25 protein-coding genes and 1 pseudogene are annotated in these 24,171 nt (G+C 40.7%); 19 read left to right on the top strand and 7 right to left on the bottom strand.

Annotated features, from left to right (window positions below; genetic code table 11):
- The first annotated feature begins 279 nt into the window (after positions 1–279).
- The 9 genes from recA to ACPUYX_RS13170 all read left to right on the top strand — a co-directional run bounded on the left by recA (position 280) and on the right by ACPUYX_RS13170 (position 7,873).
- The gene (gene recA, locus ACPUYX_RS13210) at positions 280–1,311 is read left to right on the top strand and encodes a recombinase RecA (protein ID WP_426380097.1); all 1,032 of its coding nucleotides are present in this window, start codon (positions 280–282) and stop codon (positions 1,309–1,311) included.
- Positions 1,289–1,810: a regulatory protein RecX gene (locus ACPUYX_RS13205; RefSeq protein WP_426380096.1), complete on the top strand. Its 522-nt coding sequence runs from the start codon at positions 1,289–1,291 to the stop codon at positions 1,808–1,810. The genes recA and ACPUYX_RS13205 overlap by 23 nt, the downstream gene beginning before the upstream one ends.
- Positions 1,811–2,084: 274 nt before the next feature.
- Positions 2,085–3,623, top strand: a complete 1,539-nt coding sequence (gene rny / locus ACPUYX_RS13200) for a ribonuclease Y (RefSeq protein WP_426380132.1) — start codon at positions 2,085–2,087, stop codon at positions 3,621–3,623.
- 204 nt (positions 3,624–3,827) lie between these two features.
- The gene (locus tag ACPUYX_RS13195) at positions 3,828–4,334 is read left to right on the top strand and encodes a hypothetical protein (protein WP_426380095.1); all 507 of its coding nucleotides are present in this window, start codon (positions 3,828–3,830) and stop codon (positions 4,332–4,334) included.
- 116 nt (positions 4,335–4,450) lie between these two features.
- Positions 4,451–5,233, top strand: coding sequence for a TIGR00282 family metallophosphoesterase (locus ACPUYX_RS13190; RefSeq protein ID WP_426380131.1), 783 nt, complete (start codon positions 4,451–4,453; stop codon positions 5,231–5,233).
- 121 nt (positions 5,234–5,354) lie between these two features.
- Complete coding sequence (locus tag ACPUYX_RS13185) at positions 5,355–5,615, top strand: stage V sporulation protein S (RefSeq protein ID WP_047808313.1); 261 nt, start codon at positions 5,355–5,357, stop codon at positions 5,613–5,615.
- Between the two features lie 83 nt (positions 5,616–5,698).
- The gene (locus ACPUYX_RS13180; protein WP_426380094.1) at positions 5,699–6,652 is read left to right on the top strand and encodes a dipeptidase; all 954 of its coding nucleotides are present in this window, start codon (positions 5,699–5,701) and stop codon (positions 6,650–6,652) included.
- Positions 6,653–6,698: 46 nt separating this feature from the next.
- Positions 6,699–7,529 (top strand): PHP domain-containing protein, encoded by an 831-nt coding sequence (locus tag ACPUYX_RS13175; RefSeq protein WP_426380130.1) that lies wholly within the window; start codon positions 6,699–6,701, stop codon positions 7,527–7,529.
- A 77-nt stretch (positions 7,530–7,606) separates the two neighbouring features.
- Positions 7,607–7,873, top strand: a complete 267-nt coding sequence (locus ACPUYX_RS13170) for a translation initiation factor 2 (RefSeq protein ID WP_088225349.1) — start codon at positions 7,607–7,609, stop codon at positions 7,871–7,873.
- Between the two features lie 25 nt (positions 7,874–7,898).
- Here ACPUYX_RS13170 and ACPUYX_RS13165 read toward each other — a convergent pair whose 3' ends face one another.
- The gene (locus ACPUYX_RS13165) at positions 7,899–8,399 is read right to left on the bottom strand and encodes a phosphohydrolase (protein ID WP_426380093.1); all 501 of its coding nucleotides are present in this window, start codon (positions 8,397–8,399) and stop codon (positions 7,899–7,901) included.
- A 254-nt stretch (positions 8,400–8,653) separates the two neighbouring features.
- Between ACPUYX_RS13165 and guaB the strand changes: the two genes are divergently transcribed.
- The 6 genes from guaB to ACPUYX_RS13135 all read left to right on the top strand — a co-directional run bounded on the left by guaB (position 8,654) and on the right by ACPUYX_RS13135 (position 14,800).
- The gene (gene guaB, locus ACPUYX_RS13160; RefSeq protein WP_426380092.1) at positions 8,654–10,105 is read left to right on the top strand and encodes an IMP dehydrogenase; all 1,452 of its coding nucleotides are present in this window, start codon (positions 8,654–8,656) and stop codon (positions 10,103–10,105) included.
- 48 nt (positions 10,106–10,153) lie between these two features.
- Complete coding sequence (locus ACPUYX_RS13155; RefSeq protein WP_426380091.1) at positions 10,154–10,486, top strand: hypothetical protein; 333 nt, start codon at positions 10,154–10,156, stop codon at positions 10,484–10,486.
- Between the two features lie 5 nt (positions 10,487–10,491).
- Positions 10,492–11,652, top strand: coding sequence for a glycerate kinase (locus ACPUYX_RS13150; RefSeq protein ID WP_426380090.1), 1,161 nt, complete (start codon positions 10,492–10,494; stop codon positions 11,650–11,652).
- 110 nt (positions 11,653–11,762) lie between these two features.
- On the top strand, positions 11,763–12,347 hold the full coding sequence (locus tag ACPUYX_RS13145) for a TetR/AcrR family transcriptional regulator (protein ID WP_426380089.1): 585 nt from the start codon (positions 11,763–11,765) through the stop codon (positions 12,345–12,347).
- A 53-nt stretch (positions 12,348–12,400) separates the two neighbouring features.
- The gene (locus tag ACPUYX_RS13140; protein ID WP_426380088.1) at positions 12,401–13,498 is read left to right on the top strand and encodes a P1 family peptidase; all 1,098 of its coding nucleotides are present in this window, start codon (positions 12,401–12,403) and stop codon (positions 13,496–13,498) included.
- A gap of 78 nt (positions 13,499–13,576) precedes the next feature.
- Positions 13,577–14,800 (top strand): hypothetical protein, encoded by a 1,224-nt coding sequence (locus ACPUYX_RS13135; protein WP_426380087.1) that lies wholly within the window; start codon positions 13,577–13,579, stop codon positions 14,798–14,800.
- Position 14,801: 1 nt separating this feature from the next.
- Here the strand turns inward: ACPUYX_RS13135 and ACPUYX_RS13130 are convergent, their stop codons facing one another.
- Positions 14,802–16,229 carry a two-component system sensor histidine kinase NtrB gene (locus ACPUYX_RS13130; protein WP_426380086.1) on the bottom strand — a complete coding sequence of 476 codons (1,428 nt, stop codon included), beginning with the start codon at positions 16,227–16,229 and terminating at the stop codon, positions 14,802–14,804.
- A 155-nt stretch (positions 16,230–16,384) separates the two neighbouring features.
- Between ACPUYX_RS13130 and ACPUYX_RS13125 the strand changes: the two genes are divergently transcribed.
- The gene (locus tag ACPUYX_RS13125) at positions 16,385–16,837 is read left to right on the top strand and encodes an N-acetyltransferase (protein ID WP_426380085.1); all 453 of its coding nucleotides are present in this window, start codon (positions 16,385–16,387) and stop codon (positions 16,835–16,837) included.
- 129 nt (positions 16,838–16,966) lie between these two features.
- Here ACPUYX_RS13125 and ACPUYX_RS13120 read toward each other — a convergent pair whose 3' ends face one another.
- The 4 genes from ACPUYX_RS13120 to spo0A form a co-directional block, all read right to left on the bottom strand.
- A complete protein-coding gene (locus tag ACPUYX_RS13120) occupies positions 16,967–17,149 on the bottom strand; it encodes a hypothetical protein (protein WP_088225341.1) in 183 nt (60 codons plus the stop codon).
- Positions 17,150–17,294: 145 nt separating this feature from the next.
- Positions 17,295–18,074: a tetratricopeptide repeat protein gene (locus tag ACPUYX_RS13115; RefSeq protein WP_426380084.1), complete on the bottom strand. Its 780-nt coding sequence runs from the start codon at positions 18,072–18,074 to the stop codon at positions 17,295–17,297.
- A 736-nt stretch (positions 18,075–18,810) separates the two neighbouring features.
- The gene (locus tag ACPUYX_RS13110; RefSeq protein ID WP_426380083.1) at positions 18,811–18,999 is read right to left on the bottom strand and encodes a hypothetical protein; all 189 of its coding nucleotides are present in this window, start codon (positions 18,997–18,999) and stop codon (positions 18,811–18,813) included.
- 958 nt (positions 19,000–19,957) lie between these two features.
- The gene (spo0A, locus tag ACPUYX_RS13105) at positions 19,958–20,749 is read right to left on the bottom strand and encodes a sporulation transcription factor Spo0A (RefSeq protein WP_426380082.1); all 792 of its coding nucleotides are present in this window, start codon (positions 20,747–20,749) and stop codon (positions 19,958–19,960) included.
- 227 nt (positions 20,750–20,976) lie between these two features.
- On the opposite strand from spo0A, the gene ACPUYX_RS13100 reads away from it, so the two are divergent.
- Positions 20,977–21,120 carry a hypothetical protein gene (locus ACPUYX_RS13100; RefSeq protein WP_426380081.1) on the top strand — a complete coding sequence of 48 codons (144 nt, stop codon included), beginning with the start codon at positions 20,977–20,979 and terminating at the stop codon, positions 21,118–21,120.
- Between the two features lie 72 nt (positions 21,121–21,192).
- The gene (locus ACPUYX_RS13095) at positions 21,193–21,759 is read left to right on the top strand and encodes a hypothetical protein (RefSeq protein ID WP_426380080.1); all 567 of its coding nucleotides are present in this window, start codon (positions 21,193–21,195) and stop codon (positions 21,757–21,759) included.
- A gap of 82 nt (positions 21,760–21,841) precedes the next feature.
- On the opposite strand, the pseudogene ACPUYX_RS13090 reads toward ACPUYX_RS13095, so the two are convergent.
- Positions 21,842–22,249, bottom strand: a pseudogene (locus ACPUYX_RS13090) (DNA polymerase Y family protein); the annotation flags it as partial.
- Between the two features lie 750 nt (positions 22,250–22,999).
- Here ACPUYX_RS13090 and ACPUYX_RS13085 point away from each other — a divergent pair.
- Positions 23,000–23,887: a conserved phage C-terminal domain-containing protein gene (locus tag ACPUYX_RS13085; RefSeq protein WP_242833726.1), complete on the top strand. Its 888-nt coding sequence runs from the start codon at positions 23,000–23,002 to the stop codon at positions 23,885–23,887.
- Positions 23,888–24,171: the final 284 nt, after the last annotated feature.

Raw genomic sequence — 24,171 nt, 5'->3', positions numbered from 1 at the left:
AGTCTTAGCAAAAGGGAAGCCGTAGGTTGCACTTATGCTGGAAGAAAGTATTTAGCTGAAGGTTATACTTTCTAATAATATAAAAAAGCTAGTCTTTAGAGGCCTAGCTTTTTTATATTATTATCATCGTTTTTGTTATATAATGGTGTCGATAGTTGTCCTGATGCAGTGAAGCATAAACGAATTGACAGTTACGATGTCCGCCCCTATAATGATAAACGAACAAATGTTTTATAAATAACGAAAATGCGTTTTTAACCGAGTTGAGGAGGATGGAAGATGGCCGAAACAAATAAGCTAAAGGCTCTGGATGTGGCCTTAGCGCAGATTGAAAAGCAGTTTGGCAAGGGTTCCATTATGAAGCTGGGAGAATCTGCGACGATGTCGGTTGATGTTATCCCTACAGGTTCATTGGCCTTAGATTTGGCTCTGGGTGTTGGTGGAGTACCGCGTGGGCGGATCATTGAAATATATGGGCCTGAGTCTTCCGGCAAAACTACTGTGGCCCTGCATATCATAGCCGAGGCGCAAAAACTCGGAGGAGTGGCGGCATTTATTGATGCTGAGCATGCCTTAGATCCGGTATATGCCAAAGCTTTAGGTGTTAATCTTGAAGATTTGCTGGTTTCTCAGCCAGATACGGGAGAACAAGGTTTAGAAATATGTGAAGCCTTAGTGCGCAGTGCTGCAGTTGATGTTATTGTGCTTGATTCAGTGGCTGCTTTGGTACCTCGAGCAGAGATTGAGGGAGAAATGGGTGACAATCATGTCGGGCTGCATGCCCGCTTAATGTCTCAAGCCCTGCGTAAATTAACGGGATCGATCAGTAAAAGCAACACATGTGTTGTTTTTATCAATCAGATTCGTGAAAAAATTGGTGTTATGTTTGGCAGCCCGGAAACGACAACAGGTGGGCGGGCTTTGAAATTTTATGCTACCATCCGCATCGATATTCGCCGCCAGGAAGCTCTTAAACAAGGCCAAGAGATTATTGGCAACAAAACCCGCGTGAAAGTCGTTAAGAATAAAGTGGCTCCTCCTTTTAAATCTGCTGATTTTGATATTATGTACGGAGAAGGGATTTCTAAAGAAGGAAGTATTGTCGATATAGGAACGGAGATGGAAATAATATCAAAGTCAGGTGCCTGGTACTCTTACAATGGAGAACGATTGGGACAAGGACGAGAGAATGTCAAGGAATACTTGAAACAGCACCCGGACATGGCCCAGAAACTTGAACAGCTGATCCGTTCAAATATGAGCTCAGCGCCTTCTACGACAATGGACGATGATTCCTTTGAAGAAGAATAAATCTTCTAAAAGTGCATGGGAAGCTGCTTTAGACTGCTTATCCAGAAGAGCCCTGACAAAGCTTGAACTGGAAACTCGTCTTAACAATAAAGGGTATGAGAGCGGTGAAATTCAGAGTGCTGTCGACAAATTGCTGGGTTATGGCTATCTTAATGATCATGAACTCGCTTTAACCTATGCAAAGAGTCGCCTCCACCGATATTCACGCCGAAGAGTCACCGTGGATATGCGAAATCGCGGAATTGATGCTGATTTAATTGAGCAGGTCTTGGAGGAAGTATATTCTTGGGATGAAGAAGCAAATCTCTGCTTAGCTTTGGCACAAAAGTGGCGGGTTCAAGAAGAACAACGCTGGGAAGAGAAGGCTCTAAAGGGTTCAGATAAAAAGTCGGTGCCGCTTGAATTATGGGTACAGCAAAGGGTTGTCCGCAAACTTATTCAACGAGGATATCCTTCAGATATAGTACAAAATGTTCTGGCAAAAATGCGAATAGAATAGCCTCATTTAGGACAAGCTTGACAATAATTACAAATGATATTAGAATCTTAACAGAGACCTGTCTCTGTTAAGATCTAACCTTTATGGTTTTCTTATAGATTTCGAGGTAGTCATTTTTAATATTGTTTTTGACTAACGAGAGTTGTAGGAAGGGGAGAAGGCTTGGAGAACTCCCGTATTAAAGGTTGCTTAAGAGACTGGTTTTGAACCAGTTTTTTTATTTATTTGTTAAATTTTGAATTTTTACAAACAAGGAGGTGTAAATGTGATTGGAATATTTTTGACCGGTTTAATTGCCATCTTAGTTGGATTAGGTCTAGGAGCCTTGGTAGGCTGGCATATTCGTAGAAATACTGCCGAAAAAGTTATAGGTACTGCTGAAGAAGAGGCAAAACGGATTGTTGAAAATGCACTTTCTGCTGCAGAAAGCAAAAAACGTGAAGCAATTGTTGCTGCAAAAGAAGAAGCCATGCATATTCACAATGAGGTTGAAAAAGAAACTCGCGAACGTCGAAATGAACTCCAACGCTTAGAACGGAGATTGTTACAAAAGGAAGAGAGTTTAGACCGTAAAATTGAGTCAATTGAACGGAAAGAGGAAAATTTACATCGTAAGGAAGGCGAAGTAGATTCCCTTAAAGAAGAATTGAATCAGCTTGTGGACAAAGAACAAGCCGAATTAGAACGTTTATCCGGTATGACCTCGGAAGAAGCAAAACAGCTCCTTCTGAAAAGAGTTGAAGAAGAAGTTCGCTATGAGTCAGCGATAATGATTAAAGAAATTGAGACTCGCGCCAAAGAAGAAGCCGAAAAGCGGGCGAAAAACGTTATTTCACTAGCTATTCAACGCTGTGCTGCGGATCATGTGGCTGAGACAACAGTATCCGTTGTAGCACTGCCGAGTGATGAAATGAAAGGACGAATCATAGGCCGCGAGGGACGCAATATTCGAACATTGGAAACATTAACTGGAATCGATCTTATTATTGATGATACACCTGAAGCAGTAATTTTATCTGGTTTTGACCCCATACGCCGAGAGGTAGCGCGCATTGCTTTAGAGAAACTGATCGCTGATGGCCGTATTCATCCTGCTCGCATTGAAGAGATGGTTGAAAAAGCTCAAAAAGAAGTGGATCAAAAGATTCGCGAAGAGGGAGAGCAAGCTACTTTCGAGACTGGAGTTCATGGATTACATCCGGAATTGGTTCGGCTGCTTGGCCGATTAAAATTCCGCACCAGTTATGGTCAAAATGTGTTAAAACATTCCACAGAGGTTTCTCACCTTGCGGGATTAATGGCCGCCGAATTAGGAGTGGATGTTCAACTAGCAAAACGAGCCGGACTTTTGCATGATATTGGAAAAGCAGTGGATCATGATCTAGAAGGAACTCATGTTCAAATAGGGGTAGATCTGGCTAGAAAATACAAAGAGTCCGTTGATGTAATACATGCTATTGAAGCTCACCACAACGATGTAGAACCCAAAAGCCTTGTCGCAGTACTAGTAGCGGCAGCTGACGCGGTTTCGGCAGCTCGCCCGGGTGCACGACGTGAGACTTTGGAAACTTATATTAAGCGGCTGCAAAAACTTGAGGAAATCGCTGAGAGCTTTGATGGAGTCGAAAAATGCTTTGCAATTCAAGCGGGTCGGGAAGTACGCATTATTGTTAAGCCGGACAAGATTGATGATGTACTCGCACCACGAGTGGCGCGTGAGATTAGTAAGCGTATTGAAGAAGAACTTGAATATCCTGGGCAGATCAAAGTTGTTGTTATCCGTGAGACGAGAGCAGTTGACTTTGCTAAATAAACAAGGTTTTTTATGATCAGGCGACTTGAGTCGTCTGATTTTTTATTTCTAAGATAGATAATAACCTTCCGTTAAATCCTTTCCTTCAGCTAAGTGCAGCTAGGTTTCTTATCTGCAAGGCAAATTAAGAACAATGCAGGAGATTAGATTCTTATGACGAATAATTTCCATGATAGATCAGTGCAATAGAGAGGATTGACAAGGGTGTTACGTAAAATTCACAAGGATTCAAAGCAGGTTTCAGAGGGAGCAGATCTACTAACTTCAATTTTAACAAGATATCCGGAATTAGGAGCAGTTCATTATTGGTGTGAGGAACATGCCCTTAAGTTCACATTTATGCTTAAGCAACCGTTAGAGCTTGAAACAGTACAGGTAGTGCTTCGGCCTGCTTTGGAGCTGTATCATCATCTTGAACGTCAAACGATACGTATTTTTCAAATAAGTTGTCACAGTGAGGAAGACGTTTCCGTCTTAAAAGTAGTCCGAGATTTAGAAAGCATCAGTCAAGGGGAAGTAGGGTTGTTAGTTGAATTATTGAAGGGCGCGTTTGCCAAACAGCTGGTCTATGATGAGACAAGCCTGCCTGAAGAAGAGCTGGAAATTCATGAAGAAGTCATTAATCAGATGCTTTCTTCCATAAAACATATGGATATTTCTAAAAATGTTATAGCTTTGAGAGATGAGGGACGTGTTTTAGTTTTTAACTAGATGCTATAGTTTGGTAAATGACTCACACAGAATAATTTCCGCATTAGTTTTATTGTGAAGAAAAAAGGGTAAGAATATGATGAAAAGTTCCATGGATTGAAGCAGGAGGTGTAATGTTGCGTATACTTTTTGTCGGAGATATTGTCGGTAAGCCGGGGCGGGAAGCAATTAAGAGATTTTTAAAACCGCTTCAGCAGGAATATACTATTGATGTCACGATAGCAAATGCAGAGAATGCTGCAGCAGGAAAAGGATTAACGAAAGAGATTGCCGAAGAACTTTTTGATTATGGGATACAATTTTTTACAATGGGGAATCATGTATGGGATAATCGAGATATTATGAATTTTATAGATCAAGAGACCAGGATGATCCGACCTGCCAATTATCCTGTTGGTGCACCTGGCCAGGGATCGGGCCTTATACGAATTAATGGCTGTAAAATTGGAGTTTTAAACTTGTCGGGGCGGGTGTATATGACACCTTTAGACGATCCCTTTAGTGCAGCCATTCGTTGGATTAACCAGCTTAAGCAGGAGACTCCTATTGTTTTCGTTGATTTTCATGCCGAGGCAACCTCGGAAAAGGTTGCCTTAGGATGGTTTCTCGATGGAAAAGTCAGTGCGGTTGTTGGAACTCACACTCATATTCAAACCTCGGATTTCAGAGTTCTTCCTCAAGGCACTGCTTATATTACGGATGTTGGAATGACGGGGCCGAGAGATTCGGTACTAGGCATTAAAAAGGAGATTATTATTAATCGATTTTTAACTCAACTTCCAGCCAAGTTTGAATTAGCAACAGGTCCTATCCAAATTAATGCGGTGGTAATTGATATCGATGAAAAGTCTGGAAAGGCTCTAAAAATCGAAGCTGTTCAACGATACTATGAGCATTAAGGAATTTAATATAAAAATCTGAAAACTTAGTTAAAAAAAGAGGATTTCCTCAGATCCTTCTCGAATAGATATTCAAGTAGTGGTAATACCTGTAAAAAGAATTCGAGCAGGAGGATGAATTATGGATGTATTAAAAGTTTCAGCAAAATCAAGTCCCAATGCCGTAGCTGGAGCACTTGCTGGGGTTTTGCGCGAAAGTGGCGGAGCTGAGCTGCAAGCCATTGGGGCAGGGGCTTTGAACCAAGCGGTAAAGGCTGTGGCCATTGCACGTGGTTTTGTAGCACCCGGTGGAGTCGATCTTGTTTGTATTCCGGCTTTTACAGATGTTGTTATCGATGGGGAAGAAAGAACAGCCATTAAGTTGATTGTTCAGCCGCGCTAGGTTAATTACAAGCACCTGTTTGTGAGTACAAGCAAACAGGTGTTTATTTATGTAAATTTTTAATCTGAAGGGGTGTGTTGAGATTGAATAAGTGTTTTATTGTTGACGGACATTGCGACAGTATTGGTTACTTGAGTAACCAAGGGAGGACGTTGTCTATACCTAATGAGGGGGGACAATGGGATATTCCAAGAGCAAAAAGCTCTGATATCTCTCTTCAGTTCATGGCAGCCTTTATTGAAACTAAGTTTAAACCGTTTATGGCAACGATACGTGGACTAGAACTCATAGAAACCATTCACGATTTTGTAGAAGAAAATTCCGATCAGCTGTTTTTGCTTGAAACAAAATCGGACTTGAGCCGAATTCCAGATCCGACGAAGATAGGAGTTTTGTTAAGTGTTGAAGGCGGGGAAATAATCGGTGAAAATTTATTTATGCTAGATATAATTTATCGGCTTGGGGTCAGATCACTTGGCCTAACCTGGAACCATCGAAACGCTCTTGGGGACGGTGTCTGGGAACATGAGACTAAAAGCAGGCTGACGAAGCTGGGGCAGGAAGCTGTTAAGCGAATGAATCAATTAGGAATGCTGATTGATGTTTCTCATTTGAATGAAAACGGGTTTTGGCATGTTTTAGAGCGAACAACATACCCTATAGCTGCAACCCACTCTTGTGCCTATTCCCTTTGCCCTAATCCTCGAAATTTAACTGACGATCAATTACGAGCTTTGGCAAAGAATAAAGGCATTGTGGGAGTGAATTTTTATCCTGGATTTTTAAAAGAGAGCGGTCCTGTCACTCGCAAAGATGTTGTTCGGCATATATCCTATATCGCCGAAGTAGCCGGAGTTGAAACGGTTGGGTTTGGATCAGATTTCGATGGCATTGATGAAACTCCAGATGGCCTGGAAAACGTAAGCGACTTCTCTTACCTCCTGGATGATCTAACAAAAGCTGGTTTCTCAGCAAAAGAAATCGAACAGATCGCAGGTCGGAACTTTATGCGAGTATTATCAGACGTGCTAAAATAATTATAGACTATTAAGAAAAGGGGTAGTAGAAGTATTGGACCAAGCAATGGGACTCTGCGAAGTTGATTTACACTGCCATACAACGGCGTCGGATGGACTGTTAACACCTAATGAACTTGTTCGTACTGCAGCAGTATTAGGGTTAAAAGGGATTGGCATTACGGACCATGATACTATTCAGGGCTGGAGAGAGGCGGAAGAAGCAGCAAACGTCTGCCAAATTCAGCTTTTAAAAGGAATTGAATTAAATACCGATTGGAACGGGAAAGAAGTTCATATTTTAGGATATGAACTTGATGACTCATCGAATGATTTGAATCAAACGCTAAAAAGCTTGAGAGATGCCCGGAAAAAAAGAATGCTTGAAATTCTGGATCGATTTCAACATCTAGGGATTACGATCGAAGTTAAAGAAATTCAAAAGTTTGCTAAAGGTGAATCAATTGGTCGCCCTCATATTGCCCAGGCACTTATAGAACAAGGTTATGTCAATAGTATTAAAGAAGCATTTGACGATTACATCGGAAAAGGTGGTCCGGCTTATGTCCCGCTTCATAAGTTAACCCCTGAGGAGGGGATTAAACTAATCAGAGAGTCTCATGGAGTTGCCGTTCTTGCTCATCCAGGGATCTATCGTCTTGAAGAAGGAATCAAACCTTGGATCGAGGCTGGCCTTCAAGGAATTGAAGTATCTCATTCAGAACATAATCAAGAAGACGAACTTCGATATCGTTCGCTAGCCGAAAAATATAACTTAGTCATGACGGGCGGATCAGATTTCCATGGTGAGGAGCGGAAGCCTGGAGTAAAGCTCGGGCATTGGGGAGCGCCAGAGGAGGTAATTCAACAAATATTGGTCTTAGCGAAAGGTAATTAGTGTCTCATGTAAATATCAGGGTTAAAATTCTACTCTCCGGCATAGAATAGTTAGAGAACAAGTCGGGGGGGGTGCCAGTGGATTCTGCGGACGAAATACAATTATTGCGGGCTCGCGTGGGAGAGTTGGAACAGCGGGTTGAACATTTAAGAGTTAGCCGGCGTGTTCTTATGAACTTATTAGAAAAGGTCGAGCGAGAAAAGGTTGCACTCGTACATAATCTCGAGAAGGAGAATGTTCGTTTGCAAAGGGACAATAAACGATTTGCCAAATGGATATTTTCCAAAAACAAAGAGATTGTTGAACTTAAGGAAAAAGTTGAAACCTCGGTGCAAAAAGCATGAGTAAAATAATAACTACTCGTGCTTTTTAGTGTTCATTGTCAGCAGTATATAATAATCGCCCAAGTTTAGTAGTTGGGGTATGGTGTTCATGGATCAGCTCACATATTCGGGAATTTAAGCCAATGGTTTGACCCAAGCTGCTTCCCCAGCGAGGGTGATGGTCAGCAATATTTAAAGGGGCAGCCAATAAAGAAGGCCCTTTCTTCAGAAATTTCCAGATAGATCCGGGCATTTGCTGCATTAAAACAATGAAGACACGCTGCCATAAGCGGAGCTTGACGAGAGATTTACCACAATCATGGAGAAGCGCTGCCGTCATTAAATCCTGATACTCGGAAGAAGAAAGGGCAGTTTGATAAGGCAAAAGACTTCGGGCTACCGTCAGGGCGTGACGTTGTTCGGCCTTTGATTGCTGAAGAAAAAGTGAGTTTGCCTGGGGGGGTAATATTTGTCTCGCCCAAAGCAGCTCATCAGGATGTATCAGAGGGAAAAATGCTTGAACAAATTGACGAATACGATAAAACATACCTGTTTCCTCCTTTCTTCATAATAAGGATCAAGAGCCGGTCTGACAAGTATTCAAGAGTAATTTTTAGTAATTAGGGAAACCTATGAAGTAATTAGACATTCATACCGTTGTGAGGTAACCTTGATGAATGAAAAGGGTCGCATGAATCTATGCCATTGACAAATGACTTCAAATAATTGTTACACTATGTTATCCCCGGAATATCTGATATACTAGTTAGAAACTGTTGGAGAAAGGAAGCTAAACTAAGTATGCAGTCCAATCGTATTATTCAAGAAGCCCTAACTTTTGACGATGTCCTAGTTGTTCCTGCAAAATCTGATGTCCTTCCGCGTGACGTTGAGGTCAGTACTTATCTTACAAAAAAGATCAAACTCAATATTCCCTTAATGAGTGCAGGAATGGATACGGTGACCGATTCGCGGATGGCGATTTCTATAGCTCGAGAAGGCGGTATCGGGATTATTCATAAAAACATGAGCATCGAACAACAGGCCTTGGAAGTTGATAAAGTTAAACGTTCGGAGCATGGAGTTATTACAGATCCTATCTATTTAAAACCAAATGATAAAATAACGGAAGCTCTAAAACTTATGGAACGCTATCGGATCTCAGGTGTTCCGGTTACCGTTGATGGGAGATTAGTTGGGATATTGACGAATCGGGACCTGCGTTTTGAGAAAAATTATGATCGCCTTATAGGTGACGTTATGACAAAGACGAATTTGGTGACGGCACCAGTCGGTACAACTCTGGAGCATGCGAAAGAAATTTTAGCTCAGCATAAGATAGAAAAACTGCCCCTTGTGGACGCGGAAGGAACTCTAAAAGGACTAATAACCATTAAAGATATTGAAAAGGCGAGACAGTATCCAAACTCAACAAAAGATGAAAGGGGTCGTTTGCGCGTCGGAGCTGCGATAGGAGTTACTGCAGATACTATAGAACGAGCTGATGCTTTAGTTAAGGCAGGAGTCGATGTTCTTGTACTCGATACGGCTCACGGACACTCCAAAGGGGTTATTGAAACAGTACAACGTTTGAAAGATCATTTTCCGGAAATCCAGTTGATCGCCGGAAACGTTGCTACAGCGGAGGCTACCAGAGAACTGATTAAGGCTGGTGCCGATGCGGTTAAAGTTGGAATCGGACCAGGATCAATTTGTACAACTCGTGTGGTGGCAGGTATTGGTGTTCCCCAGATTACGGCAGTTATGAATTGTGCAGAAGAAGCGGACAAGTATGGAATTCCAATAATCGCCGATGGCGGAATCAAGTTCTCAGGCGATATCGTTAAAGCCATAGCAGCCGGGGCTCGAATTGTGATGATTGGAAGTCTTTTCGCCGGGACCGAAGAAAGCCCGGGAGACATGGAAATCTATCAAGGCAGGAGCTTTAAAGTATATCGAGGGATGGGCTCTATTGGAGCCATGAAAGAGGGAAGCCGCGATCGGTATTTCCAAGAAAAAGATCAGAAACTGGTTCCGGAAGGGATTGAAGGTCGAGTTCCTTATAAAGGCCCTGTTTCAGAAACAATTTACCAAATGATCGGTGGTTTGCGTGCAGGGATGGGGTATTGTGGAACTGCGACAATTGAGGCTCTTAGGACCCAAACTCAATTTGTACGAATAACCGCCGCAGGATTACGGGAAAGTCATCCCCACGATGTAACGATTACAAAAGAAGCACCAAATTACAGTTAAGAATGGGGGGGAGGGGGAAAGTCCTTTCCTGTTGCAGCGGAGGTTTATATGAATAATGCTTTCTGGAGATACATGCTCCTATTAGGCTTGCTCTACCTTTTTTGGAGCGAGTTTTTTGTTTCAGGAGGTATCCTGACTCAATTAGCTCTAAATTTCGCCATCTTTTATCCCCTTGGCTTTTTAGTAGGATATCGTCCGCAGCAAGAAAGTCTTGCTGCCGCATATATTACTGGCTTTATTTTTAATTCCTTATCATATGTTGTTGCCTATAGTTATGGAATTCCTTTGGGAAATTGGCCTATGGTTATTCTGGATTTTGCCAGTTTTATCATGGTTGTTAAAGTTGGAGCGATTATTGGAAAACGTGCACATGAGGAGTGAGAATAATGAGAATTGTTATTGCCCCCGATTCATTTAAAGGATGTTTGAATGCTATAAGGGTAGCCCTTGCAATGCAGAAAGGAGCCCGAAGGGTTTTTCCGGAAGCAGAAATAGATCTGATTCCCATGGCGGATGGGGGAGAAGGAACAGTTGAAGCGGTTTTAAGTGCCGTTAAAGGCAGAAAAGTGGAGGTTAGTGTTAAAGACCCCATTGGACGTCGAATATCAGCATCTTATGGTCTTATCGAAAATGATAAGACAGCGATTATCGAAATGGCCGCGGCTTCGGGATTGCCGCTCTTGCGCACAGAAGAAAGAAATCCCCGTATTACCTCAACCCAAGGAACAGGACAATTAATTAGGGACGCTTTGGATCGTGGTGTTAAAAAAATATTGCTGGGGATTGGCGGCAGTGCTACAAATGACGGCGGGGCAGGGCTAGCTGCTGCTTTGGGGGTTAAGTTGTTGAACGGTCAAGGTGAAGAGCTGCCCCCGGGAGGGGCTGCTTTGGCAAACCTTCAGGACATAGATCTCTCGGAACTTGATTCGCGTCTGGCTGAGGTTCAATGTGAGGTTGCCTGTGATGTGCAAAATCCCCTTTGCGGGCCTGAAGGAGCAAGCGCGGTTTATGGACCTCAAAAAGGGGCAAAACCTGAAGACATTAGGATTTTGGATGCTGCTTTGTTGAATTTTGGAGAGAAGTTAAGCAAACTCTCCGGTATAAACCTTTTGGAATTGCCGGGAGGCGGAGCCGCGGGAGGATTAGGCGCTGGGCTTGTTGGCTTTTTGGGCGCCAAATTACGCCCGGGTTCACAAATGATTCTAGATGTGGCGAAGGCTGAGGAAAAAATTAGACATGCCGATCTGGTTTTAACAGGTGAAGGAATGACTGATTTCCAGACGGCCTATGGAAAAGTACCTGTAGGAGTTGCAGCTTTAGCCGCTAAGTATCAGGTTCCTGTCTTGGTTGTTTCAGGTGCGGTAGAAGGTCATCCCGATCTTCTTGGGGATTATGGAGTAAATTGTTGCTTCAGCGTCTCAGAAGGCCCTGGGACTTTAGAAGAAGCATTTTCCAAGGGGGAAGTTCAAATAGAGAGGGAAGTTTGGAGAATCTTAACAGTTTGGAAGCTTGGAGCGGAATCAGCTTCCGGAAAAGGAAATTATTAAATTTAGCCGATATCCCGCCTTTCAGAAGGAGGAAAAATTTGGAATATGGCGAATAGATAAACAACAGGTACTGTTCGCATCTGAATATAAGGAGGAAAGGGGGAATAATCGTGGCTGATTTATCTCGCAGAGAACGAAAGAAAAAGGAAACGCGAGAAAAAATTTACGCCAATGCCATGAAACTTTTTCGATCACAAGGCTTTGGAGCAACCTCTATTGAACAGATTACTCAACATGCGGATGTTGGAAAAGGAACGTTCTACAACTATTTTCCGACCAAAGAAGCAGTTGTACTGGAATTTTCCAGGCGTACTTGCCAAAATCTGATCGATATTGGCCGTTACAATCCTGGTCTGAATATACGACAACGCTTAGAACGTCTTCTTCATGATTGGACTGATTTTATGGTGCGAGATCGCGAAATTGCTTGGGTTACGATCCGCAATCGTGACGGAGCAGAATATGACATGAGCTTGCATTATGCTTTGCTGGCAATTCTCAATGTGGGGCAAATGAATGGAGAGATAAACCGCGATTTCGATCCGGCCTTCTTGGCAGAAAGTCTTGAGGGAATGGTAGTTCAGCATTTCATGCGTTGGTTTGTTTCAGGTTCCAGTAATTTACACGTTGAAGTCAATGCTGCCCTAAGCGTTTTTTTAGATGGACTCTTAGAAAAAGAGCAAAAAGAAGCTTGAGGTTCTTCATATCCCTCCGTTGTTTCACATAGTGTAACAGCGGAGGGATTTTTATGTGCAAACGATTTAGTCCCAGAAGTCTTGGCCTCTGGCTCGGGCAGATGCCAGCAGGGTCGTTTAATGATATTACCGACGTTCCGGGAGTAAAAGTGGGTAACGTTTCCCTTGTCAAAGGAGAAGGCCCGCTGCTTCCATCCGGCAAGGGTCCGGTAAGGACCGGTGTTACAGCAATTATTCCACGTTCGGATAATCTATATCTTCATCCCTGTTGGGCTGGAATTGAAGTTATCAATGGGTATGGAAAATCAATGGGAGTTCCCTTCATTCAAGAGATGGGCTATCTAAATTGTCCTATTATGCTGACAAATACCTTGAGTGTTAGTGATGTTGCTCATGGGGTAATTACATATATGTTGCAGCAAAACCCAGAGATCGGAAACGATGCCAGGACTCCAAATGTGGTTGTTATGGAATGTGACGATTCGTTTTTGAATGACATACGCGGGCGACATGTTAGACCCTGGGACGGGCTTTTGGCGCTTCAGCGTGCGGGAGGAGGGCCGATAGGTCAGGGAAATATTGGAGCCGGCGTAGGGATGTCTTGCTTTCAACTCAAGGGAGGAATAGGGAGTTCTTCCCGTATAATTAATAGCAAAGGCAGAATTTATACCCTTGGAATATTGGCTTTGGCGAATTTTGGGCAATTAAAAGATTTGATTATTTCGGGTGTACCAATAGGAGAGCTGTTGACGATTCAGGCCAAGGGATATATACCCGGATCTTTAATTCTTATAGGTTTAACTAATGCCCCATTAACAAGATGGCAATTGAGGCAGCTTGCATGTAGAGCAAGTTTGGGTATGGCCCGGACAGGGTCCATTTCTATGACTGGAAGCGGAGATTTTTGCCTAATGGTTTCCACCGCTCCCTTTGAAGACCGTAATTTTATATCGGATTGGGATCTCGATGAATTTTTCCGGGCAGTTGTTGAAGCAACGGCAGAAAGTATTTGGAATGCTTTATTCCTGGCGGAAACTATGGAAGGTAGAGATGGACATGTGCGCCAAGCCCTTCCGATCGAGGAAACGATTCAACTTATCAAGGCTTGGAAAGGTGGTTACCATAACTGGAATCCTTTCCCCAAGAGTTAAGTATTGCATTAAATTTGTCATGAATTTCAATTTTTGTGCGTAAACATGCTAAAGGAGAAAAGCTAAGGGAGGTTCATTGTGAAAATCACCTGGGATATGATTTGGGAAGCTCATCCAGAAGTATTTATCGCACAAAATTGGGTGGAATGTACAGAAGACAAAAAAAAGGCAAATCGTCTTCCTGCCCAATATTCCTATTTTATGGGCGGGGAGACGACGCTTAGAGTTGGAATTGTTGCCTGTTCTTCAATTTCACGCGAAGAAGAGTTTCTGCTTGCAGGTGTGTTATGGGGTAATAGATTGAGTAATGGGGCGAAGACAATTATATATTTTGTTGCTCCTGATTTTTCTATGGCCTTTTTGAAGAGTATTACTAAAATCGGAGGGAGTATTTCCGCCCGGGCCGTTTATTGGCGTGAAAAACTCACTCCGAGTTTGTACTTGATTCCGGAAGAACGGCAGAGTATCCGGTTGCGGTGTACAATTGGAGAAGAACGTCCAGACTGGAAACGATGGGGACAGGGATTAAATCCTGTAGCTCGACAACAATTAATGATTGTCAATAAGTTTTTTACAGAGTTGAGCAGTCGAAGAATCCGTACGGAATTTAAGCAGCAACATATTGCTTTTCTCTGGGGGAATTATGAAATAGCTGAAGTTCGAAGAACCGGTAAAAAATTCGAATTAAGCAGTAGGGTTAAATGGCTTAAAGATCAAGATCTATCCTTAAAATGGCAAAAACAAGGATGGGTGGACGTCTCCGGTTCTCTTAACAGCGAATTCAGCGGCTCGATTTATAGTATCCTTGATTACTTGGAAAATCTCGAGTCTGAGAGAAAACTACGATCACAGGATCTGCTTTCACTCTGGCTTCACCAAGGTGACGGCGTTTTGAAATCCCTCTGGGGAAGCCCTTGGCCCTGGCCCTGGCTGCCAAAAGAACGCAGTGAAAATTCAGTCTTGGAATTAGAGCAATGGTATTTCTTCCAAGGAAATGGTCAGCTTAGTGTTGTTTGTCCAATTTTTGAAAAGCCGCTTATGAAAGCCTCTAAAAGTATTATTTTGTCCAGTGTACTTGATAGCAGCAGTTTACTCGAAAACGCCAGGGATGAACTGGGCAATTTGTTGGTATGGGATGGTCGTATCCATTGGTTAACAACGCCCGGAATGGAGGATGAACTAAGACGTTGGTATTGCTGGATAAAAAATATTGATGACTTCCCCATCTGGACGCTGCCGGACAATTGGAAAGAAAAGGGGATTTATGAGCTAAATAACCGTGCGCCTCTTTTTAATGAATGAGTCAAGCTGTTAAGGAATTCGTACAATTTTCCAAGCGAGGCAAATCAATCATCACTTCTGTTCCGGCCTGTTGATAGGAATCCTTAAAGTGCAGCTTACCGTGATGGGCAAGGACTATTCTCTGAGCAATTGTCAGTCCAAGGCCTGTTCCGCCTATTTGAGTTGTGAAAAAGGGGTCAAGTACGCGCTGACGGAGATTTTCTGGAATACCATGACCATAATCGATAAAGCTGATTCGAACGTATTGGTCGGTAATAGTTAGACGAATGATCACCCTTCCATCTTGAGGCGATGCTTCAATGGCATTGTTTAACAACGAGAGGAAGGCTTCTGAGAGCTGTTCTTGGTCTCCCAACACATAGACAGGATCTGCATTGAAATCAAAAACAATTGAAATTCCTCTATTTTTGCTGCGAGGTTCAATGAATATTAATATAGCCCTGAGTGTTTCGGTAAGATTAATTTGTCTCATATGTGGAGCCGATGGGTTTGTAACCAGAATAAATTTATTTAGAATCCGATCAATGGACTGGATTTCTTCAAGGAATAGCTCTCGATAAGGGCGGAAGGATTCAGGCCATTCTTCGGGTTTAATTAATTGCATAAATCCTTTGACTGTTGTCAATGGATTGCGGATTTCGTGAGCTAATCCAGCGGATACCTGATTGATTACAGAGAGCTTGGCAAATTGAACATATGCTTCCGAGCGTTTCTTTTCTTCGCTGATGTCATAAAGTGTTAGAAGTACTCCGTAGGGCTTATTATGATTATCAAGAAGTGGTTGTGTTTGATAGCGCAAATATTTTATACCTTCTTGTGAGGCCTTCCAGGTGAATTCACCGTAGTCGGAAGAATTCATTGACTTAATATTTGATGAAATTCCCAATATTTCGGCAACTCTGCGGCCAATTAGTGATGATTCAGGTAACATTAAAAGATGGCAGGAAAGGTCATTCGATTCGAGAATTGTTCCTGAACTATCAAGAATCATGATTGCTTCTCGCGTATAGTCAATGGTCGGGATGATGGAGGTTTTTTGATGAAGTAAAACACGAATTGCTTTAATATGCCGTTGGTGGAGAGTTTTGAGACGGATCTGACTTCGGTCAAAGAAAAACAGGGTTACCAGTAATAAGATTAGAAACAGTACATGAATAATATATAGTCTAATTGACGGAAATTTGTTATAGCCTAATGAGAAAACTAAAAGCAAAGTTGTGGTTATGATCCAGGTTTTGCCCCAAGAACTGGATAAAAGATCAAACCAAATTATGATAACTATGTAGGGAAGAAGAACAAGTATTAGTTCAAAGATAATGTTGAGGTGAGTAAAAGAAATAACTAAAACGTTAACGATCAGAAAAAGGGACAATATTAATAAGGTACCATGGCGATGGAGTGTACGGTACTTACGGGAAAACACAGACATTACTCCTTCCGGAATTAACAATAAACCCTGAAATAGTGTATCATAAAGCTCAGGTAGAAAATTGTAAAAAAAAGGAGAGCTTGAGATAAAGAATTTTTAGGTGAAAATATATAACCTATGTTGTATAATTATGCAATAGGAAAGGAGATAGGACCATGAAATTGCGCAAGGCGAAAATAGCCGATGTGGAAGAGATGATGTCGTTAATTAATAATAATGCTGAGCAGGGACTAATGCTTCCACGATCGAGGAATATGCTCTATGAGAATATTCGAGAATTTATGTTGGCTGAAGAAAATGGGCAATTAGTAGGAGTTGCCTCACTTCATATTTTATGGAGTGATTTAGCCGAAATACGTGCCCTGGCAGTTGACGATAATCACAGAAGACAGGGAATAGGCACAAAAATTGTTAAGGCAGTCGAGGAGGAAGCCCGCGACCTGGGATGTTCCAGGCTATTTGCTCTCACATATCAACCCGAATTCTTCAAATATTGTGGTTATGAAGAGGTAAGTAAAGATCAGATGCCGCAAAAAGTTTGGAGAGAATGCATAAATTGTATAAAATTCCCAAACTGTGATGAAATAGCTGTAAGTCGAATAATTTAGTTGCAACGAATTATGAATTAAATTAAATCGCTATAATTACCATATTACGTAAAAAATCCATCGCATCAGTATCAACTGAACGATGGATTTTTGTAAACTCATTATTCCTTGATAGCAGAACATAAATTATTACGATTGGAACCAACCTCGTGATCGTTGTTGGAGAATGGTATGAAGAAAATCCCACTGAAGATCTAGGTAAGCATTAGTCATTTCATATTCACTTAAGCCTTTGGCTTGAAGATATTCGCGCGAAGATAATTCAAATTCTCGTATAAATCCTAGAATCTCATCCCTGTGAGTTGACAGCATTTTTCACCCTCCATTTCGAAAACAGTGTAGTATTGTCTCAATTTGCATAATCCTTTTATACAAATTTTATTATAAACAAATATCATTAAAAATTCTGTTGTAATTGGGAGTTGGGTAAATGAATTAAAATAGAAAGAATGAAGAACTAACAAGAAATATTGCAGTTTTGCGTAGAATAAACAGATTGTGACGGGTAATAACGCCAAAGTGAAATATCAAATAATAAAAGATTCCCTGCTTTATAATGATATTTTGCCTTTTTAAGATTTTTTAGCATAAAATAGCAATCCCCCAAATTATGATGAACACCGGCGATATAGCTAATGGATAGGAGTTTTCGGGTCAGCCAAGGGGATCCGTTATTGGGAAATCCTTTTGTCCTGACAGCGTGTAAACTGCGTTCAAAGAGTTTAATCGCTTCGGGAATCTTGCCAATTTTGAGAAGGGCAACGCCTTGAGTAGCTAACAACAGTGGGTCGAAAAGCGCATTAGGGTTATCTCGAATTATATAGAGGACGGGAATAGGTCTTCCTTCTTTAAGAAGAATATCGCACAAAGTAGTACATAATAGAGGGTCCTGAGAACTAAGAAATTTTTCTAAAAGTGAGATTGCCTGAGTTGGCTCATGAAAATAGTAATAAAGCTGACTGGCAAAACGAGATAAGGACAGTGGACTTGTATCTTGGGCAATGGAATGTGCCATACGTTGAGCTGTGACTTTTCTCTCAGGGGGAGAAAAGTATCTTTTTTTAACCATTGCAATGTAGGATATAATCAGACCGCTTGACAGCACTATTAGACCAATGTTAACTCCGAAAATCCCTATCGCAGCAGTAAAAACAAATAAGGTTAACGTTGCAAGAAACATAAAGAAATAGATCTTTTGTACATATAGTATTTCTTTATCAATTTGAACTCCCTGCATTCCATCCCCCCATAACATACTACGATGGATTGTGGACAAATAGACCCCCGGCTTTAAAAATTATGCAAAAAAAAGATTCCGAGGACATAACCTCGGAATCTTTTTTTTGCATAATTATATGGTGGAGGTAAGCGGGATCGAACCGCTGGCCTCTAAAATGCGAATCTAAAATAATGACGAATTTTAGATATATAACAACCATTTGTGCCTATTCACGCTACATCGGCACTCAGGTTGTTATATGCAAAATTAATGAAAATGCCGTGAAATAAATATAACGTCCCCAAAATGTCCCCAAATATATTGATGCTTTTAACTGATTTCGGTTTGTAGCTATCAAATTTATTAGCAAGTTCTCGATTACTTTTTAGTTACATGATCATAAATATCAGCCGTAGTCTTATATTGTTGATAACGGCGTGGGCCTGCTCTGATGTGTAATATTTAGATGGCAATAAACTCTTTGAGCGCAACGGCTGTTATGTCTGCGAGACGGGGCTGGCATATGAGGGGAACAACATAGAAATTCTGCGGAAGCACTACCCACAAAAATGGGCGGGCTTGATGAAATTCTGAATGGCTAGGGAAATGAAAACGTTCGCCGGTGTTATCAGTGATGACATAAAGTTGAACGCCCTAGAGCATGACTGGTTGCTTGATATGCGACCCTGCGCATTCGCTAGGCTGACGCCGAGGAAAAGCCTGCTCGAAGACCTGCAATACGGGCAACATTGTTTTAGTCCGTAATGTCTAAAAGTCGTTTAAGCAGCGACGAAAAATCAGAAGTCTCGGTAGTAACTTCAAGAATATTGTCATCCTTAGGATCATCGGGATACATCACAAAAGTTAGTTTACCGGGTTCAGATTCAAAGATTTCGAGCACATTCTTATCATCGATAATTTCAATCTTGAGTTTACCGGACATATTTACAACCCCTTTGTGATGATGAGCAAATAAAGATGAGTTAATCTTTCCCCAAAAATTCCAAGGTGATTCTTGAAACTGATTGATAGAGATGCGTATGTCATTGTTTTAATTGAGAGGGTGAGTAAGTGGGCAGGAAGGTTTATATCACAAGCGATATCACATAGATGAAGATCTTTATGAAGTTGCTGAGATTGATCCAACGGCAGCGCTTCTTTGGCCATGGATATTGACCGCTTTAAGACTGTTCAATCAAGATCAGACCATTTGATAGCTCTTTATAGCTTTGATGGCAAAATGTACATGGCAATAAATCCAGATAAATGGTTCAAGTACCAAACTCATAGACGACGTGAGAAAAGAATAAAAGACGATTCGCGTTTCCCTGCTCCGCCTGTTGATATTTTCTCGCATGTGCGCGCAAGTGCGCGAGGTTTCTCGCATGCATACCTTCACCTTCTATAGATAACAACAACAACGCGTGCCAAGAAATCGAACAAAGCGTTTCCGAAAATAGGGGAACTGGATCCGAAACAGCGGAATCTGTATCCGCGAAATGCGAATTATCTTAATGCTGTGAGTTCTAACTGCGTAGTTGAAGAATTATGTGCAATGAACGCCTTAACCGAAGGGCGTTCTTTGTTATGCACGTCTGATTTTTAACAAGTTATTGGAAAATTAAAGAAAGCCAATAAAATAACCTCCTGAAGGATAAGCTAATAAAAGTGCCTGCCAAATTCAACGGGAGGTAAGAAAACAATAAACGTACAAGAATTTAATCAGGTATCAACCCAACAAGAACAAGTTCATACAGGGTTAATAAAGATAACTTTGTGCAAGAAGCTTTAAGTCGATATAATTAATTGTCATAAAGAAAAGCAAAAAGTTGGATTTTATTCAAAAAGGCCTCCTACTTTTTTACTATCATTATCATTTTAGATATTGCGCTTAATTAGGCTTAACTTGCCGAGTTCATTATTCTTAACCGGTCTGCTAAAACAGCTATAAATTCTGAATTGGTTGGTTTTTGACGCCCTATATTCATTGTATAACCAAAAAATTTCTTTAAAGAATCTTTTTGTCCACGATTCCAAGCGAGTTCAATGGCATGTCTAATTCCGCGTTCTACTCGGGAAGCTGCAGTATTATGAATCTTAGCAATGTTAGGATACAACTCTTTGGTAACAGCCCCTAATAAAGACATATCTTCTACGACCATTGAAATCGCATCTCGTATGTACTGATAGCCTTTAACATGTGCAGGTACCCCTATTTTGTGCATGATATTTGTTATTTCAACGTCGATCCGCTTAGGGATTTTTGCTTCATCACATAAAGATCTTGGGCTTTTAGATGAGGATTTAAAGGAAGTTGTATCTTCTGCTAAGGAGCGAATTCGCCTGGAAAGCAATTCAAGGTCAAAGGGTTTTAAAATAAAATAGTCCACTCCTAAAGCCATTGCTTGGTGTGTTAGAGACTCCTGTCCAAACGCTGTAAGAATAATAACCTTTGGCTGTTTCATTGACATTTGGGCATTAAGCTTCTCTAAAACGCCTAATCCGTCTAAATTAGGCATTACTAAATCCAAAATTACTATATCGGGTTCTTGTGTTTGAATTAGTTCCCATGCTTCCAAACCATTATGAGCTACCCCTACGACACTTAGGTCAGCTTGGCTTGAAATATGGATTTGGAGCATTTTGCAAATACTGTGATTATCATCTGCGATTAAAATCTTTACTCGAGCCATTTTTTCATTCTCCTTTGTGATAAATTCAATGATGATGATGAGCTTATTATACGTTAGATGGTCTGTCGAAATTTACAAAAAACTGCGTAAACCGAAAAAACCGATTTAATGTAATCCTTTTTATCGGACTTTAACTGGACCATTCTTCGCTAAAGACCAATTATGCGCAACCAACGCCCTGAATAAGGGCGTTTTTATTATGCCCTAGATTCTGAAATTCCGAAGTTATGTTTTGGGGCGGCATTAGAAAGATTGTTATTCTTTCTATTGTCACCTTAGCCGCTCTTCTAGATAAGCTTTTTGGCAACTCTGGCCAGGTAATGGATTTTCCAAAACACAAATTGAAAATAAATCATAAACATAATGGATGATTTTACATGGTAATAATAAAGAATTTTAAGGAAGACTAATTTTAGAAATCTGTAAAAGGAGAATTATAAATCATGAAAATTCCTAGAACTAAAGACCGTATGCTATTAGGCATTCTAGCTGGTAGTATATCCTTTATTATCCAATCTGTTTTCGATTATACGTCTACCAAAAAGGGATTTTCTAAACGATCATACTGGACTACAGCTGCCGGGGTTTGGGTTAATAGTCGCAGACAGGCTAAAAAGTGGGATGGGCAATTACTTGGGGCGTGGATGACGTTTGGCTTAAACGTTATGAACGGGATATTCATGGTATGGGCTTTTACTAAAGTTAGTTTAAATAAGTGGCCTTTGAAAGGCGCCGTTTTAGGGTCAGCCTTTGGGGCTACCGTAAATGCATTGTTAAGTGGTTTTGAAAATAATAAAGTTGCTCCCAAAGATGGAACCAGCAACCTATCATATGCCTTGACCAATATACTTACAGGTTTAGTCTCTGCTTCGGTTATTGTTAATGTTGGGGATAAATCCATCTTTAACGAAAAACGTGCTATGGCCAATAATATGAATGCCATAATGGTAGAAAGTCCTCATTATATTGATGGTAGCTCAAATAGGGATGTTCATCCAATTATACAATAGCTATCTGTGGTCGATTGGAACTTAGATAATGAATCCCTCTCTCGCTTAGTGCGGGGGAGGGATATTATTTCCTTTCCATAGCTCTGCTTCTTAACTTCTTTGACGTTGTACGACCAACCATAGACAATTCTTCAATAGGTAGAACCCACATTTTCTTTGCGATTTCTTCCGAAAAAATTGTATGAACCTTGTCGGGTTTTTGAAGTTCAGAAGCCATCTTAGCAAGAATTCTATTCGTAGAAACTCCAATATTAACCGTGAACCCTAACTCGTTTTTAATTCGGTCCTTTAGCATATGGGCGACCTCAACTGGATCTTTAAAAAGACGTTCCATATTTGAAAAATCCATGAAATACTCATCAATGCTATATTGTTCAACTAGGGGAGAATACTCACGGAGGATATTGCCAGAAACTTTACTACACTGCATACATAATCCATAATTTGGTGGAATGATCACCAACTCCGGACATTTGGCCAAAGCAGTATGTTATATCCCCACATAACTCCTCATCCGCGGCGACGGGGATTTTTTGTATTCAAGTGGATTCAAGTATTTACCAATGTACTTTTTGTCACAAAATAGTATAATAAGTCAAAAGCTATTTTAAATCTTTTCATGCAATTCACATAAAAATGTCCTTTGTTTTAGTTGAAGGACCTCCTTTGACAGCTAAGTTTTGGAGGAAGGTAAAAGGAGAGCAGGAGCTCTCCTTTTACAATGCGCAAATGTAGATGACTCCCTGTAAGAGATGGCGTTATTTCTTCAAGAAGTTCATTAACTAATTTTACGATTATTATTTACTTAAAACATTTTGATACACCGGAACATTATATTATCCTATAACTTCTCGCCTAACTGTGGAAATTTTCCATTTTAGACTTTAGAAGAGGTGGGGTTTATGTATGTTAGTCCGATGCTGCTACAAAAAACAGAAGAACCTTTTGATAGAGACGAGTGGCTTAGCGAGTTAAAGGTATCTCCATAAAAAAAGGTGTACAATAATTATAATTCAATCCCTATTGCCATTTTATATGCGTTGATGTGATGTTTACCGAGTGTACATAATTGCTTTCTTGTACATAAATGATGGATTAGGAAAGGTATTTTTGTGCAAATTCATAAAATAATAATAGGCTTCGCGCTGATTTTGATATTGCCAATTAGTGTTTATATATGTACCCTGTATGTACAGGGTATTTTTTGTGTAGTGCGAAGGGAGTGCTTGTTTTGGCAGGAATGATTCAATTTAGATTTAATGCTGACTACGTACAACGTTTTGATTCATTGGCAGCACGTCTTGGACTCAATAGAACCCAGGTGATTCGGAATTTATTATCTAACGATACTATTCTTATTGACATGATAGAAGAAAAGGCCAAAACCTTACAACAAATAACTATAGAAGATGTATTTGGAGCCAAAGAAGGGACACCTTCCATAATCACTATCAGGTTGAACAAGGTTTTTGAAGAGCGTTTTAACGATTTGGCCGCTGGCTTAGGTATTAACAGAGTTCAGGTCTTACGTAATCTGCTAAGTGGGGACGAGATTTTGGTTTCTGGCGTTTGTAAGAAAGCTAAGACTATTAAAGTACGGTCTCTTGATGCTGTGAAAAATGAACAGAATCCCTCATGTCAACAACCTGTAAATAATATTGCTGTAGAGTCTTTTAGCACCTCTCAAGAGCATCAGAAGCATCAAGATGGAATTAACCTTTTCTCAAAGTTTTATGGTGAGAACGAACATACTCAAAGCCCTTTAAGACGAGGCAGAAAGAAGAAAATTCTTTCGGATATTGACCACTCGGAAGAGAGACGACTAATTATAGCCCATCTAAACAAAATGACAGGTAAGAATTTCGGGCTAGATACTAAAGAGTCATTAACTGCAATAGACAAAATGCTTGAGGAAGGTAAAAAGCTAGACGAGTTCATTCGGATTATTGACAATATGGTTTCTGTGTGGCTAGATGATCCCAAGATGAACGTTCGACTTTGCCCTGAGACACTATTTCGTCCTAGACATTGGGAAAAATATCTGAATGCTAATTCATCCTCGAATGGCGATATAAAACAGACAGGATTAAAAAAGAAAAACGACAAGTACGAAAATTTCTATCTATAATCTCTAAACCATGCTTGAATCGGCAAACTGATACTACAGAGGCGTAAATCTCCTAATCTATTAATGAGATAATCAGAAGACTTTATCGTTTTGTATAATTAGATAATCGTTGCCAGATTTAATTGTGGAAACTAGTTTTCGCATTAGTAGGATAACTGGAAGTTCACTAAATGGGAGTTTAGCGAACATCCCTGTCGGGGTAAAGACGCAATCACCGAAATTCTTTTCAATTCCTCAGCGATCTCCTCCAAATAAATTTATGCAGGTATCATTTAATTAGGCTA

It is taken from the genome of Desulfosporosinus sp. SYSU MS00001 (assembly GCF_049943955.1).
Taxonomy (GTDB): domain Bacteria; phylum Bacillota; class Desulfitobacteriia; order Desulfitobacteriales; family Desulfitobacteriaceae; genus Desulfosporosinus.
Note: the sequence above shows the minus strand (reverse complement) of the source record. Positions and strands in the feature narration are given on the sequence as shown.

Bases quoted from the DNA above. Each gene is read 5' to 3' on its own strand.
- ACPUYX_RS13100 (WP_426380081.1), top strand. From the start codon at position 20,977: ATGTTTTGGGGCGGCATTAGAAAGATTGTTATTCTTTCTATTGTCACC.
- ACPUYX_RS13165 (WP_426380093.1), bottom strand. From the start codon at position 8,399: ATGTTTTATCGTATTCGTCAATTTGTTCAAGCATTTTTCCCTCTGATA.
- ACPUYX_RS13205 (WP_426380096.1), top strand. From the start codon at position 1,289: ATGATTCCTTTGAAGAAGAATAAATCTTCTAAAAGTGCATGGGAAGCT.
- ACPUYX_RS13155 (WP_426380091.1), top strand. From the start codon at position 10,154: ATGAATAATGCTTTCTGGAGATACATGCTCCTATTAGGCTTGCTCTAC.
- ACPUYX_RS13110 (WP_426380083.1), bottom strand. From the start codon at position 18,999: ATGTCCGGTAAACTCAAGATTGAAATTATCGATGATAAGAATGTGCTC.
- ACPUYX_RS13085 (WP_242833726.1), top strand. From the start codon at position 23,000: ATGATTCAATTTAGATTTAATGCTGACTACGTACAACGTTTTGATTCA.
- spo0A (WP_426380082.1), bottom strand. From the start codon at position 20,749: ATGGCTCGAGTAAAGATTTTAATCGCAGATGATAATCACAGTATTTGC.
- ACPUYX_RS13175 (WP_426380130.1), top strand. From the start codon at position 6,699: ATGGGACTCTGCGAAGTTGATTTACACTGCCATACAACGGCGTCGGAT.
- ACPUYX_RS13140 (WP_426380088.1), top strand. From the start codon at position 12,401: ATGTGCAAACGATTTAGTCCCAGAAGTCTTGGCCTCTGGCTCGGGCAG.
- ACPUYX_RS13150 (WP_426380090.1), top strand. From the start codon at position 10,492: ATGAGAATTGTTATTGCCCCCGATTCATTTAAAGGATGTTTGAATGCT.
- ACPUYX_RS13125 (WP_426380085.1), top strand. From the start codon at position 16,385: ATGAAATTGCGCAAGGCGAAAATAGCCGATGTGGAAGAGATGATGTCG.
- guaB (WP_426380092.1), top strand. From the start codon at position 8,654: ATGCAGTCCAATCGTATTATTCAAGAAGCCCTAACTTTTGACGATGTC.
- ACPUYX_RS13115 (WP_426380084.1), bottom strand. From the start codon at position 18,074: ATGCAGGGAGTTCAAATTGATAAAGAAATACTATATGTACAAAAGATC.
- ACPUYX_RS13095 (WP_426380080.1), top strand. From the start codon at position 21,193: ATGAAAATTCCTAGAACTAAAGACCGTATGCTATTAGGCATTCTAGCT.
- recA (WP_426380097.1), top strand. From the start codon at position 280: ATGGCCGAAACAAATAAGCTAAAGGCTCTGGATGTGGCCTTAGCGCAG.
- ACPUYX_RS13130 (WP_426380086.1), bottom strand. From the start codon at position 16,229: ATGTCTGTGTTTTCCCGTAAGTACCGTACACTCCATCGCCATGGTACC.
- ACPUYX_RS13185 (WP_047808313.1), top strand. From the start codon at position 5,355: ATGGATGTATTAAAAGTTTCAGCAAAATCAAGTCCCAATGCCGTAGCT.
- ACPUYX_RS13120 (WP_088225341.1), bottom strand. From the start codon at position 17,149: ATGCTGTCAACTCACAGGGATGAGATTCTAGGATTTATACGAGAATTT.